We start from the raw sequence: 12,673 nt of genomic DNA, 5'->3' as shown, positions 1-12,673 counted from the left end.
CAGTGAGGGCATGATTCCGCTAAATTCAGGGATCTATACGGTGCCGGATCAGAACGCCAGCTTGTAGCCGATCAGCACTAGCATCGTGGCCAGGCATGGACGCAACAGTTCGTCGGAGATCCGCCCGGTCAAATGGCTGCCCAGGTAAATCCCCGGCAGCGAACCGACCAGCAAGTAGCCCAAAACGTGCCAATCCATATTGCCCATGCTCGCATGGCCCAGGCCGGCGACCAGGGTCAGGGGCACGGCGTGAGCGATTTCGGTGCCGACCAGGCGGCGAGTAGGCAGCAGCGGATACAGGATGAACAGCGCGACGGTGCCCAGGGCGCCAGCGCCGATGGAGGTCAGGGCCACCATGGTGCCAAGGACCAATCCGGTGATAACGGTCAGCACATTCAACCGCGAGCCGCTAGGGTTGTAGTGGCCGCCCGCCCGTTTGTGGGCGAAATCGAGCAAGCGTTTCTTGAAGAAAATCGCCAGCGCCGTGGCGAACAATACGAAGCCCAGGGCTTGTTTGATAACGGCGTTCATCGCGTCGGGCGAGGTCTGCAAACTGCTCAAAAACCACAGCGTCAGCGCTACTGCCGGCACACTGCCGAGGGTCAGCCAACCAGTGATCGCCCAGTCGATGTTCTTGTTCTTGCGATGAACCAGCACACCACTGGATTTGGTAATGGCCGCGTACAGCAAGTCCGTGCCCACCGCCGTAGCCGGGTTGATCCCGAACCACAGCAGGATCGGTGTCATCAGCGACCCGCCGCCCACGCCAGTCATGCCGACGATAAAACCGACCACCAGCCCGGCAACGACCAACCCGAAGTTAACAAAATCCATTAATCCGTCCACATCGACCGCAGGAAAAATCTGGCCCGCAGCATAGCGATTTTTCTTATAACCACTTATATCGATGCGATCTATATTTATATCTATTTATTGATTGGAACAACGATCTCCCCCTCAACACAATCCCTTGTGGGAGCTGGCTCCCACAGGGATTGGGTTCACTACTCGAATTACTGCACCGGCAAAAAATTCAGGAACAGCAAACTCTGGGCATAGTTAAGGCCGATCCGCCGGTAGCGTTCGTCGAGCATCTGGGTCAGCAGATCCAGCCGTGCGACGATTTTGCCGAACTCCACGGCAAAGCTCAGGTTGCTGCCCTCCTCCGAGATTTCGTTGGAAAACAGCAAGGGCTCGCCTTGCTTGTTTTGCCGCTGACTCAAGATCCAGGTGGCCTTCTCGATGTTGCGCGCGGCATTGCTGACGAAGGTCGGGTTGATCGCATCCGTCATGTAGAACTCCAGCCGATTGCCATGAGCGGTGACCAGCATGCTGCCGATGGCATAGATAAAGGCACCGACCCGGTCGCCGAGAAATTCCGGGCTCATGGCGTAGCTCAGCGCGGCGAGGTCTTTTTTGCCACCGAGAGTGGGTAGCGGCTGTTGCTGTTCGATGGCCATGCGCACTTGTTTTTCCGCGGTGCCGACATCGAGGAAGCCGGATTTCTTCAGCTCCTGCGGGTTGCGCAGGTAGAGCTTGTTCATCAGCAGGTAGAGGCTTTCGAGGTTGTCACGCATCGTCAGGGTCGCCATACGGTCGACGCTGGTCTGGAGGAATTCCTGGGGTTGGCCGTTGCGAAACTGGCTGACGATATCGTTGCCCGGCTGATGGCTGCAGCCACTGGCGAAGAGCATCGACAGGCCTGTCAACAGCCAGCAATAACGGCGAATGTGCGGGGTAAAGCGGGGTAAAACTCGAGCCATGGGTTCTTGAACTTGGGCATGGGCCGGCGGTGGGGATCGCCGCGGGCTGGCCAAGGATAGAACCGCGAAAGCCGAAAAAGTGCAGTGCCGGTGGTCCGTAAACGCGGATCACTGTGAAAGCGGATCCTTATTAGTCATACTTTATTATTGCAACACCGCATAGATAAGCTATAAATCCTTCCTTGATCGCGTTAAAACTCGATTATTAGTATGACTACTTCTCACAAAACAACAAAAAGGAAGGTCAACCATGCTTCAATCTCGATACCTGCTCTCCGGCCTCGGACTGTCCCTGATGATCGCCACCCTCCCCGCTCACGCCGCTGGCTTGTCCAGCGAACAGAAAGCCTTCGGCAAAACCAATGATGGCACGCCCGTCGAGCAATACATCTTGCGCAACAGCCATGGTCTGCAAGCCACGGTCATTACCTACGGCGGGATTCTGCAGTCGCTGAAAGTGCCGGACAAAAACGGCAAGCTCGACGATGTGGTGCTGGGCTTCGACGACGTACAGGGTTATCAAAGCGGCACTGCGTACTTCGGCGCGACCATCGGCCGCTTCGGCAATCGCCTGGCCAACGGTGCCTTCGAGCTGGACGGCAAGCGCTATCAAGTGCCACTCAACGACGGCAGCAATTCACTGCACGGCGGGGCGCAGGGTTTTGATAAACGGGTGTGGAAAGCCGAACCGAGCAAAGGCAAGGATTCGGTGGGCGTGACCCTGACGTATCTGTCGGCGGGCGGTGAAATGGGTTTCCCGGGCAACCTGAAAACCGAAGTCACCTACAGCCTCACCGAGAACAATGAGCTGCGCATCGAGTACAAGGCCAGCACCGACCAACCCACCGTGCTGAACCTGACCAACCACAGTTATTTCAACCTGGCCGGCGCGGGCAACGGCGACGTACTGAAGCAGCTTGCGACTTTGCATGCAGCCCGTTACACGCCGGTCACCGGCAAACTGATCCCTACCGGTGAGCTGGCCCCGGTCGCCGGCACACCCATGGACTTCACCCAACCGACCGCCATCGGTCAACACATCAAGGCTGATCACCCGCAACTGAAGTTCGCCGAACCGAAACAAGGCGGTTTCGATTTCAATTGGGTATTGGACGCCAAGGGTGATCTGGGCAAACTCGCCGCCGATGTCAGCGATCCGCAATCCGGGCGCCGCTTGCAGCTCTACACTACTGAACCGGGTGTGCAGTTCTATACCAGCAACTTCCTCGATGGCACGGTCAAGGGCAAAGCTGGCAAGGTTTATCCGCATTGGGGGGCGTTTACTCTGGAGACTCAGCATTATCCGGATTCGCCGAACCAGCCGAACTTCCCGTCCACACGGCTGGATCCGGGCAAGCGCTATAGCCAGACTACGGTGTACAAGTTTTCTACCCTGTAGGTCAGAAGATCAAAAGATCGCAGCCTTCGGCAGCTCCTGCAGAGGCTGCGATCTTTCGAGATGTCCACGGAACCACCGGGCTATTTTGCTGCCAACTGAAGTATCGATCGGACTTTCGAAAGGAGGATGCATGCGTACTCTTGAGCTGGCCGGCAGCCAAGTGCCGGTCATCGGCCAAGGAACCTGGCGCATGGGAGAGGAACGCTCCCGACACACAAAGGAAGTTGCAGCGTTGCGTTTGGGCATCGAGTTAGGCATGACCCTGATCGACACCGCTGAAATGTACGCAGAAGGAGGCGCTGAAGAGGTGGTGGGTGAAGCCATCGCAGGCAGGCGCGACCAGGTTTTTCTGGTCAGCAAGGTCTATCCCTTCAACGCCAGCCGCAAAGGCATCCCCCAGGCCTGCGAGCGCAGCCTGCGGCGGTTGAATACCGATTACATCGATCTCTACCTGTTGCACTGGCGCGGCGACTATCCCCTTGCGGAAACCGTCGAAGCCTTCGAACGCCTGCGCGAAGATGGCAAGATCGGCCGTTGGGGCGTGTCCAACTTCGACCTGGATGACCTGGAAGAACTGGCCTCCCCGGCCTGTGCCACCAATCAGGTGCTGTATAACCTGGAAGAACGCGGCATCGATTTCGATCTGCTCCCCTGGAGCCAACATCACAGGATGCCGGTGATGGCCTATTGTCCGATCGGCCAGGGCGGGCACATGCTGGCCAACTCGACGCTCAAGCAGATTGCCGCCCGTCACGAGGCGACACCGGCGCAGGTAGCGCTGGCATGGATTCTGCGTCAGAACGGCGTGATCGCCATCCCCAAAGCGGTCCGCCCCGAGCATGTGCAGCTCAATGCACAAGCGGCGCAGTTGCGGCTTGAAGTCGGGGATCTGGAGGCGCTGGACCAAGCGTTTCGCGCGCCACAACGTAAGCAGCGGTTGGCCATGGTCTGAGCCATCGCGGTTTGTCAGAGGGCATCGGCATGAGAAGTACCGATCAGCTCGACGCTTTCAATTTGCCACGCTTCGTTCAGGCGCAAGACCCTGTGTTCGAGTGGGTGCAGGAAGAGCTGCGCGCCGGCCAGAAGCGCCGGCACTGGATGTGGTTTATCTTTCCGCAGTTTTCCGGATTGGGCGACAGCGAGATGTCCCGTTACTTCGCCATTCGCTCCAGTGAAGAAGCCACGGCGTACCTGAAGCATCCGTTACTGGGGCCACGCTTGCGTATGTGCACGCAACTGGTTCTGGACATTCCTCAAAGCTCGATCGCCAAGATTTTCGGCCATCCCGACAACCTCAAATTTCACTCATCGATGACACTGTTCGCCCAGGTTTCGCCAAAAGGCAGCCTGTTCCATCAGGCGCTGGATCAGTATTTTCACGGCATACCGGATGACTGGACGTTGTCGCTGCTGGACTCAAAACAGGCCCAGCTGCCCCCCAATCAGCGTTGAGAAATCGTCATCCACGAACGGCAGGATCGCATCCGCCACCGGTTGCAGCTGCCGAGTGACGTAATGGTCGTAATCGATGGGTGCGCTGCGGATTTCCAGCGGCTCGGGGCCGGCGACGGTGATGACATAACTGATCCAGCCGCCATTCTGATATTGCCGCGGGCGTCCCTGCTGGTCGTTGTAGTCGTCGGCGATTCGCGCGGCCCGCACGTGGGGCGGCACGTTACGTTGATAGTCGTCGAGGGTACGGCGCAGGCGTTTGCGATAGATCAGGCGCTCGTCGAACTCACCGGCCAATGTCTTGCGCACATAGTCACGCACATAGTCCTGATAGGGTTTGCGATTGAAGATGCGCAGGTACAACTCCTGCTGGAATTGCCGGGCCAGCGGCGACCAGTCGGTGCGCACGGTTTCCAGGCCCTTGTAGACCATTTCATCGGTGCCGTCGGCGCGGGTGACCAATCCGGCATAGCGCTTCTTGCTGCCCTCCTCGGCGCCGCGAATGGTCGGCATCAGAAAGCGCTTGTAGTGGGTTTCGAACTGCAGCTCCAGGGCACTTTCCAGCCCGTATTGCTGTTTCACATGCTCGCGCCACCACTGGTTGACGTGATCCACCAGCGCATGGCCGATCTGCGCGGCTTCTGCCTGACCGTGGGCGCGGCGCAACCAGACGAAGGTGGAGTCGGTGTCGCCGTAGATCACCGCGTGGCCTTGGGCTTCGATCAACTGGCGGGTGCGCAACATGATCTCGTGCCCGCGCAAGGTGATGGACGAGGCCAGCCGTGTATCGAAGAAGCGGCAACCGCTGGAACCCAGCACACCATAGAACGCATTCATGATGATCTTCAGCGCCTGGGACAACGGCGCGTTGTGTTCGCGCTTGGCGGTTTCGCGACCTTCGGCGACCCGGGCGACAATGGCCGGCAGGCAATGCCGGGTTCTTGAAAAACGTGCACCGCGAAAGCCCGGCACCGACTCGCTGTCGTCGGGATGCTTGAGCCCTTCGATCAAGCCCACCGGGTCGATCAGGAAGGTGCGGATGATCGACGGATAGAGGCTTTTGTAGTCGAGCACCAGTACCGATTCGTACAGCCCGGGTTGCGAGTCCATGACAAAACCGCCGGGGCTGGCCTCCGGTGGTTTGCCGCCAAGGTTCGGCGCGACGAAGCCCTGACGGTGCATCAACGGCATGTACAGGTGAGTGAAAGCCGCCACCGAGCCACCGCTGCGGTCCACCGGCAAACCGGTGACGCTGGCGCGCTCGAGCAGGAAGGTCAGCAATTCGGTCTTGGCGAAGATCCGCGTCACCAGTTCGCAGTCCTTGAGGTTGTACTTCGCCAGGGCCGGTTTGTCCTCGGCGAACATGCGATTGATTTCGTCCATGCGCTGGTACGGATTGTCGATTGACTTGCCCTCGCCCAGCAGGGTTTGTGCGACGTTTTCCAGGCTGAACGAGGGGAAGCTCCAGGTCGCCGAACGCAGCGATTCGATGCCATCGATGATCAATCGGCCGGCAGCCGAAGCGAAGTAATGGTTGCCACTGCCGTGTTCGCGCCACTGCATTTCTTCACCGCCACGCCCCAGCTTCAGCGGTACCGCCAAGCGCCGAGCATGTTCGTGCAGTACGCGCAGATCAAACTGCACGACGTTCCAGCCGATGATCGCGTCGGGGTCGTGCCGGGCGAACCATTCATTGAGTTTTTTCAGCAGCAGGGTTCGCGAATCGCAGTATTCGAGCTGGAAATCCACCCCACTGTCATCGCCATTGGGCGGCCCGAGCATGTACACCTGCCGCTCGCCGCAGCCTTCCAGGGCAATGGAATACAACTCGCCCTGAGCGGTGGTTTCGATGTCCAGTGAGACCAGCCTGAGGTTCGGTCGGTAGCCGGGGTCGGGTTTCATTTGCGCGTCGAGCAGCAGACCTTCCGCGCTGGGCGTGCCGCCGAACAAAACGGGAGCGGTGATGAAACGCTCCATCATGTAGCGTTCCGGCGGGCGGATATCGGCTTCGAATACATCGACGCTTGATCTGCGCAGCGCGGTTTCCAGGCGCATCAACTGACCGTGCTGCTGGCAATACAGGCCGAGCACCGGACGGTGTTCGAAGTCCAGAAGGGCCAAGGGCTTCAGCTCGACATTTTTTTCGCCGTGCAGCAGCCCTTCGGCTTGCTCACGCTGGGCTGCCGGAATGAACGCTACCGACGGTTGATGCGGCAGGCGGACACGCCGGGGACCGGCATCGGTCGCCAGCCAGAACTCGACTTCCGTGCCGGCCGGGGTATCGCGCCAATGCCGGGTCAGGACGAAGCCCTGCTGTAAATCCACCACTGCAACCTCAACGATCTGATTCAAGGGGTAATTCTACGCGTGATCGACCTGGCATTGGGGCAAGGCCTGATACCTGTCAGTTAAGGACTGAACACCGCAGAACCTGTGGGAGCGAGCCTGCTCGCGATAGCGTCGTGTCAGCCTACATTGATGCCGGATGTACCGCCGTCATCGCGAGCAGGCTCGCTCCCACAGGTTCTGCGCCTCAACTTACCGGCATCAGGGGCGGACTTTTACAAAGAAAAATCGCTGAATGACGCTTTTTGCGCGGTATCTGCCGCTTTCTGCCTTGCTCTGTGAGCGCGTCTCTACGATTCTTCAAGAACAACGACAACACCCGAGAATTCGCCATGAAAACCGTCGCCCAACTGCTCAAGTTAAAGGCCCAACAGAATCAGGAAGTCCACACCATTGCGCCTCATCAAATGGTGCTGGAAGCGCTGATGGTGATGGCCGCAAAAAACGTCGGCGCGTTACCGGTGCTGAAAGATGGCGCGGTCGTCGGCATCATCAGCGAGCGTGACTATGCGCGCAAACTGGTGCTCAAGGGGCGCTCCTCCGTCGGCACACCGGTCAGCGACATCATGGTGGCGCCGGTCATCACCGTGGACACCCATCAAACCGTCGAAACCTGCATGGGCATCATGTCCGAAAAGCGCTTGCGGCACTTGCCGGTGGTGGAAAACGGCGAGTTGATCGGCTTGCTGTCCATCGGCGACCTGGTCAAGGAAGCCATTGCCGAACAGGCTGAACTGATTCGCCAGTTGGAGCAGTACATTCGCGGCGAGTGATTGCGGCACACCGCAAATCCCCCTGTGGGAGCGGGCTTCTGTGGCGAGGGGGCTTGCCCCCGTTGGGTCGCGAAGCGCCCCCGAAAGCCTTGCGACTGCTTCGCAGCCGAACGGGGGCAAGCCCCCTCGCCACAAAGCTCACTCAACACAAAAGCTTGCTCCCACAATAGTTTGTTGGTGTTCTTACGGCCAATGCCGCGCGAAAACCGGTGCCAACGCAGGGTGCCGGTCGAAGCGTTCGAGCCAGGCGAAGAACCCCGGCCGCGCAACACGCAAGTGTTCCCGGGTGCCCGCCCACCGCGTCACCACCGCCGCCAGAATATCCAGCGCACCCGGTTTTCCATCGCCCAGGTACAACTTGCCGGCGAACTGATCGGCAAACACCTCCCAACTCCAATGCAGCCGCTGGCGGGCACCGGCCATGAGGTTTTGCCGGGCTGACTCATCAACCTTGGCCAGCCAGCGCTCGGGGTAATCGATGATGCCAATGGCCGCGTAGCAATTGTTGACGATGTACACCAGGCCATGAATCACCTGATCACGCTTGATCGGGTTTTCCGGCAACAGGTTCGACTCCGGGAACGTGAGGCCCAGATGAATAAGAATGGCCGCACTCTCGGTGAGAACGCCGCCATCGGGCAGCAGCAGGGTGGGAACCTGCTTGAGCGGGTTGAGCTTCTCCAGCGCCTGAAACGCCTCCGGGGACGCAGAAACATCGATGAAGCGATAAGCGACCTCGCACAGTTCCAGCGCGGCTTCGATGGCGGCCGCACCCGAATTCTGATGCCCGTAGAGCTGGTACATGACTAAATCTCCTCTGCGACTCTCTCTTTGTAGCAGTTGCCGAAGATTGCGCTCGAATACCTCATCAACAATACCAGTCGGTAAGCGCAATCCCTATGGGAACGGGCTTGCTCGCGAAAGCGGTGTGTCAGTCGATATCAATGTGGTCTGTAACACCGCCTTCGCGGGCAAGCCCGCTCCCACAGGTTCTGCGTCTTAACTGACCGGCATTAGCCTCCCCAGCCGGGTTTCTCAGTCTGGCTCGTTCACATCCCCGCGCGCTTCATACAGCGCTGATAACGCTCATCGACCCGCTTGGCGAACCATGCCGTGGTGAGCTTGCGGGTGATTTTTGGGCTTTGCAGAACGATTCCCGGCAATACCGCCCGAGGTAATGGCCGGCCTTCGGCCTGTTCGGCCAAGGCAAAGACGCGCCGATAAAGCTTGGTGTCCTCGAACTCGAGACCTTTCCCCTCCTCCAATTGATCCCGAATGGTCAGGTTGCGCATGTCCAGTTGCTTGCCGAGAGTGCGCACCGCCAATTCCGTGGTGCCCGGCATGATCGAGCCATAACGCACCAGATCGCCATCCAGCGCCAGCGGAATGCCCGTCGCACGACTTACCGCATTTTGAAACGCCGCATTGCGGCTGGCGTACCAACCGGCGTTGAAATCGGCGAAGCGATACAGCGGCTGCTCGTAGCTCACTGGATAACCGAGCAAATGGGCAATACCGAAATACAGGCCACCGCGACGCGTAAACACTTCGCGGCGAATCGAGCCGTCCACCGGGTAGGGATAAGCCCGCGCCTGCTGCTCCGCAAAATCGATGCTGACTTGCATCGGCCCGCCGGTGTGCACCGGGTTGAAACCATCGAACAACGTCCGCCCCATTGGCACCATGCCGATGAAATCATCGAAAATCGCGCTGAGTTCTCTTTCACTGCGCGCAGCATTCAGCCGGTCGCTGTAACTTTTACCATTGGGTGAACTGACCTGTAAGGCACCGCTCACCAGCAGGCCAGGGATGTGAGCCTTGGCGGCGCGACGGTCGATTTCGTCCCGGGCAATCTTGCCCAGGCCCGGCACCCGCGGATCAGCCTGAAACGTCGACTCCTGCTCAGTGACCGCGAGTACCGAACACAGGTTTTGCGTGGTCGGCGAAATCTTTTGCGCGGCAAATGCCGCGTAGATGTCCGTGGCCCAGCCCTGGCGGTCGGCTGTCTTGGCCGGGAGCAGACGCATGATCTCTGCCTTGACCTCGGCAGGCTTGCGGGCCGGCGGTTCCTGAGTACGCTGGGTACCGCAACCGGCCAGGACCAACAGTGCCGCGACGCTCATGATCAATCGATTAGCTTGCATGGTGCTCCATCAAAATCCGTTGAGCCGGGTTAACCATACGATCAATGGCATGGCGCAGGCTATGACTGTGACAGTCGCGGACTGTTCCCCCGTAGCTGTAGCGCTACAGGGGTGTTTTCCGTTGGGCAGCCGGGAGGTCAGTGCATTCGGGCTGAACCATACTTGATCCACACACCGAGGAGGACAGGCTCATGAACCGTAGCGACGTGCTGATCATCGGCGCCGGCCCGACCGGGCTGGTACTGGCGCTGTGGTTGAGCAAACTGGGGATTCGGGTACGGATTATCGACAAGACGTCGACACCCGGCACCACTTCACGTGCGCTGGCGGTACAGGCGCGAACGCTTGAACTGTATAGCCAGCTCGACCTCAGCGACGCCGTTGTGCAAAACGGCCATAAAGTGGCCGCAGCGAATTTCTGGGTCAAGGGCGAACCCGTCGCACGCCTGCCGCTGAGCACCATCGGCGAGGGTCTGACGCCCTACGCGTTTCTGGAAATCTATCCGCAAGACGAGCACGAACGCCTGCTGATCGAACGCTTGGAGGCCTTCGGTATTACAGTGGAGCGCGATACCGAACTGCAAAGCTTCGAGGAAACCGGCGACGGCATCACCGCCCGGCTGCTCTTGCCCGATGGCCAGCAGGAAACCTGTCAGGCCTGTTACCTCGCAGGCTGCGATGGCGCCCGGTCGATTGTGCGCAAGACGCTGGACACCGGTTTTCCGGGTGGCACTTACCAGCAGATTTTTTACGTGGCGGATGTGCAGGCTCGCGGCCCCACATTCAACGGTGAACTGCATGTGGATCTCGACGAAGCCGACTTCCTCGCCGTTTTTCCCTTGTCCGACGAAGGTCGCGCCCGACTGATCGGCACGGTTCGCGACGAACGCGCCGACCGTGCCGAAACCCTCCAGTTTGAAGACGTCAGCCGCCGGGCCATCGAGAATTTAAAGCTGAAGATCGATCAGGTGAACTGGTTCTCAACCTACCGCGTGCATCACCGGGTTGCGGATCACTTTCGCAGCGGGCGCGCGTTTCTGTTGGGTGACGCCGCCCATGTCCACAGCCCGGCGGGTGGCCAGGGCATGAATACCGGAATTGGCGATGCGATCAATCTGGCCTGGAAACTCGCGGCGGTGTTGAGCGGTGGCGCCACGACCAAACTGCTCGACAGTTATGAAACCGAACGCATCGCCTTTGCCCGGCGACTGGTGGCCACCACCGACCGGGTCTTCAGTTTCGTTACGGCCGATGGGCCAATAGCCGACTTGGTGCGTATTCGCGTGGCACCCTTTTTGATCCCGAAAATGATCTCGTTTGAGGCGGCCCGGGAATTCCTGTTTCGCACGGTGTCGCAGACCACCCTCAACTATCGCGGCATGCCGTTGAGCGAAGGTGTTGCTGGCCATGTTCACGGCGGTGATCGCCTGCCTTGGGCCCACGACGGTGAAGGGGACAATTTCGAATCGCTGAAGGACCCGACCTGGCAGGTGCATGTGTATGGCGACACCAGCGACGAAATGATTGCCTGGTGCACCGAGCATCACCTGCCTTTGCAGGTGTTCGACTGGCGACCGGCATTTGAAACCGCGGGGTTGGCGCGCAACGGGTTTTACCTGCTGCGGCCGGATACGTATGTGGCGATTGCCGACTACAGCGCCGATCCGAAGGTGATCGAGCGGTACTTCCGGGACCGTGGGATTCGGCCTTTCTTCGGCTGAAGATCTTTTGATGATCGTTCCCACGCTCTGCGTGGGAACGATCATTCAAGACAGTTAGATCCCGGCCAAGGCCAGGTCCATCGCGAAGTAGGTGAAGATCAAATCCGCCCCGGCCCGTTTGATCGCCCCCAGGCTCTCACGCACCACTCGGTCTTCATCGATTGCCCCGGCCTGGGCGGCGAATTTGATCATCGCGTACTCGCCACTCACCTGATACGCCGACAGCGGCAAACGCGAGGCTTCGCGGATGTCGCGGATGATGTCCAGGTACGCGCCGGCCGGTTTGACCATCAGCGCGTCGGCGCCTTCCTGCTCGTCCATCAGCGATTCACGCACGGCTTCGCGGCGGTTCATCGGGTTCATCTGATAGCTTTTGCGGTCGCCCTTCAATGCACTGCCGCCGGCTTCGCGGAAGGGGCCATAAAGCGCCGAGGCGAATTTGGTCGAATAGGCCATGATTGCGGTCTGGCTGAAACCCGCTTCATCGAGTGCACGGCGAATGGCCTGGACCTGCCCGTCCATGGCCGCCGACGGAGCGATCACATCGGCGCCAGCGCGGGCAGCGGCTACGGCTTGTTTGCCGAGGTTGATCAAGGTCTGGTCGTTGTCGACTTCGTGGTGGTGCAGCACGCCGCAGTGGCCGTGGTCGGTGTACTCGCAGAAACAGGTGTCGGACATCACGATCATTTCCGGCACGGCGTCTTTGGCGATGCGCGACATGCGTGACACCAGGCCGTTGTCGCTCCAGGTATCGCTGCCAGTGCTGTCCAGATGATGGGACACGCCAAACGTCATCACCGATTTGATCCCGGCCCGAGCGTAACGCTCGATCTCGCCGGCCAGCCTCGACTCGGGAATGCGCATCACCCCGGGCATGCTCTTGATCGGCACGAAATCGTCGATTTCTTCCTCGACGAAAATCGGCAGCACCAGATCATTCAAGCTGAACTCGGTTTCCTGGAACAGGCTGCGCAGGCTCGCATTGCGGCGCAGACGGCGTGGACGTGCTTCGGGGAACTGACTGGGCATGGGTCTTCCTGAAAAAACGGCGGAAAAGACGAAACTTATAGGGGGC

The 12,673-nt window shown here is 59.5% G+C and carries 11 protein-coding genes; 5 read left to right on the top strand and 6 right to left on the bottom strand.

Going from position 1 to position 12,673, the window contains the following annotated elements; translation table 11 throughout:
* Window positions 1–48: 48 nt before the first annotated feature.
* Window positions 49–834, bottom strand: coding sequence for a sulfite exporter TauE/SafE family protein (locus ACQKPC_RS10570; RefSeq protein WP_427624478.1), 786 nt, complete (start codon window positions 832–834; stop codon window positions 49–51).
* Between the two features lie 179 nt (window positions 835–1,013).
* Window positions 1,014–1,763, bottom strand: a complete 750-nt coding sequence (locus tag ACQKPC_RS10565; RefSeq protein ID WP_218399086.1) for a hypothetical protein — start codon at window positions 1,761–1,763, stop codon at window positions 1,014–1,016.
* A 250-nt stretch (window positions 1,764–2,013) separates the two neighbouring features.
* Here ACQKPC_RS10565 and ACQKPC_RS10560 point away from each other — a divergent pair, with 250 nt between their 5' ends.
* The 3 genes from ACQKPC_RS10560 (at window position 2,014) to ACQKPC_RS10550 (ending at window position 4,614) form a co-directional block, all read left to right on the top strand.
* Complete coding sequence (locus ACQKPC_RS10560) at window positions 2,014–3,162, top strand: aldose epimerase family protein (protein ID WP_427624475.1); 1,149 nt, start codon at window positions 2,014–2,016, stop codon at window positions 3,160–3,162.
* 130 nt (window positions 3,163–3,292) lie between these two features.
* Window positions 3,293–4,114 (top strand): aldo/keto reductase, encoded by an 822-nt coding sequence (locus ACQKPC_RS10555; RefSeq protein ID WP_427624473.1) that lies wholly within the window; start codon window positions 3,293–3,295, stop codon window positions 4,112–4,114.
* Window positions 4,115–4,143: 29 nt separating this feature from the next.
* On the top strand, window positions 4,144–4,614 hold the full coding sequence (locus tag ACQKPC_RS10550; protein WP_008071147.1) for a DUF1810 domain-containing protein: 471 nt from the start codon (window positions 4,144–4,146) through the stop codon (window positions 4,612–4,614).
* On the opposite strand, the gene ACQKPC_RS10545 is transcribed toward ACQKPC_RS10550, so the two are convergent.
* Entirely contained in the window at window positions 4,579–6,939 is a 2,361-nt protein-coding gene (locus tag ACQKPC_RS10545) for a DNA polymerase II (protein WP_427624554.1), read from the bottom strand. The two genes, ACQKPC_RS10550 and ACQKPC_RS10545, sit on opposite strands and share 36 nt — an antisense overlap.
* Window positions 6,940–7,292: 353 nt before the next feature.
* Between ACQKPC_RS10545 and ACQKPC_RS10540 the strand changes: the two genes are divergently transcribed.
* Complete coding sequence (locus ACQKPC_RS10540; RefSeq protein ID WP_038982372.1) at window positions 7,293–7,733, top strand: CBS domain-containing protein; 441 nt, start codon at window positions 7,293–7,295, stop codon at window positions 7,731–7,733.
* Between the two features lie 183 nt (window positions 7,734–7,916).
* Here ACQKPC_RS10540 and ACQKPC_RS10535 read toward each other — a convergent pair whose 3' ends face one another.
* A complete protein-coding gene (locus ACQKPC_RS10535; RefSeq protein ID WP_427624470.1) occupies window positions 7,917–8,537 on the bottom strand; it encodes a glutathione S-transferase N-terminal domain-containing protein in 621 nt (206 codons plus the stop codon).
* A 245-nt stretch (window positions 8,538–8,782) separates the two neighbouring features.
* Complete coding sequence (locus tag ACQKPC_RS10530) at window positions 8,783–9,877, bottom strand: DUF1615 domain-containing protein (protein ID WP_427624468.1); 1,095 nt, start codon at window positions 9,875–9,877, stop codon at window positions 8,783–8,785.
* A gap of 191 nt (window positions 9,878–10,068) precedes the next feature.
* Between ACQKPC_RS10530 and ACQKPC_RS10525 the strand changes: the two genes are divergently transcribed.
* The gene (locus tag ACQKPC_RS10525) at window positions 10,069–11,598 is read left to right on the top strand and encodes an FAD-dependent oxidoreductase (RefSeq protein ID WP_427624466.1); all 1,530 of its coding nucleotides are present in this window, start codon (window positions 10,069–10,071) and stop codon (window positions 11,596–11,598) included.
* Between the two features lie 54 nt (window positions 11,599–11,652).
* On the opposite strand, the gene hemB is transcribed toward ACQKPC_RS10525, so the two are convergent.
* Window positions 11,653–12,627 carry a porphobilinogen synthase gene (gene hemB / locus ACQKPC_RS10520; RefSeq protein WP_427624464.1) on the bottom strand — a complete coding sequence of 325 codons (975 nt, stop codon included), beginning with the start codon at window positions 12,625–12,627 and terminating at the stop codon, window positions 11,653–11,655.
* Window positions 12,628–12,673: the final 46 nt, after the last annotated feature.

Source organism: Pseudomonas sp. NPDC089918, from assembly GCF_050280605.1.
In the GTDB taxonomy this organism is placed as follows: Bacteria; Pseudomonadota; Gammaproteobacteria; order Pseudomonadales; family Pseudomonadaceae; genus Aquipseudomonas.
This window is presented reverse-complemented; position numbering and strand designations above follow the sequence as displayed.

Excerpts from the sequence above, each read along its gene's own strand:
- ACQKPC_RS10570 (WP_427624478.1), bottom strand. The coding sequence starts at position 834 with ATGGATTTTGTTAACTTCGGGTTGGTCGTTGCCGGGCTGGTGGTCGGT.
- ACQKPC_RS10565 (WP_218399086.1), bottom strand. The coding sequence starts at position 1,763 with ATGGCTCGAGTTTTACCCCGCTTTACCCCGCACATTCGCCGTTATTGC.
- ACQKPC_RS10560 (WP_427624475.1), top strand. The coding sequence starts at position 2,014 with ATGCTTCAATCTCGATACCTGCTCTCCGGCCTCGGACTGTCCCTGATG.
- ACQKPC_RS10555 (WP_427624473.1), top strand. The coding sequence starts at position 3,293 with ATGCGTACTCTTGAGCTGGCCGGCAGCCAAGTGCCGGTCATCGGCCAA.
- ACQKPC_RS10550 (WP_008071147.1), top strand. The coding sequence starts at position 4,144 with ATGAGAAGTACCGATCAGCTCGACGCTTTCAATTTGCCACGCTTCGTT.
- ACQKPC_RS10540 (WP_038982372.1), top strand. The coding sequence starts at position 7,293 with ATGAAAACCGTCGCCCAACTGCTCAAGTTAAAGGCCCAACAGAATCAG.
- ACQKPC_RS10535 (WP_427624470.1), bottom strand. The coding sequence starts at position 8,537 with ATGTACCAGCTCTACGGGCATCAGAATTCGGGTGCGGCCGCCATCGAA.
- ACQKPC_RS10530 (WP_427624468.1), bottom strand. The coding sequence starts at position 9,877 with ATGCAAGCTAATCGATTGATCATGAGCGTCGCGGCACTGTTGGTCCTG.
- ACQKPC_RS10525 (WP_427624466.1), top strand. The coding sequence starts at position 10,069 with ATGAACCGTAGCGACGTGCTGATCATCGGCGCCGGCCCGACCGGGCTG.
- hemB (WP_427624464.1), bottom strand. The coding sequence starts at position 12,627 with ATGCCCAGTCAGTTCCCCGAAGCACGTCCACGCCGTCTGCGCCGCAAT.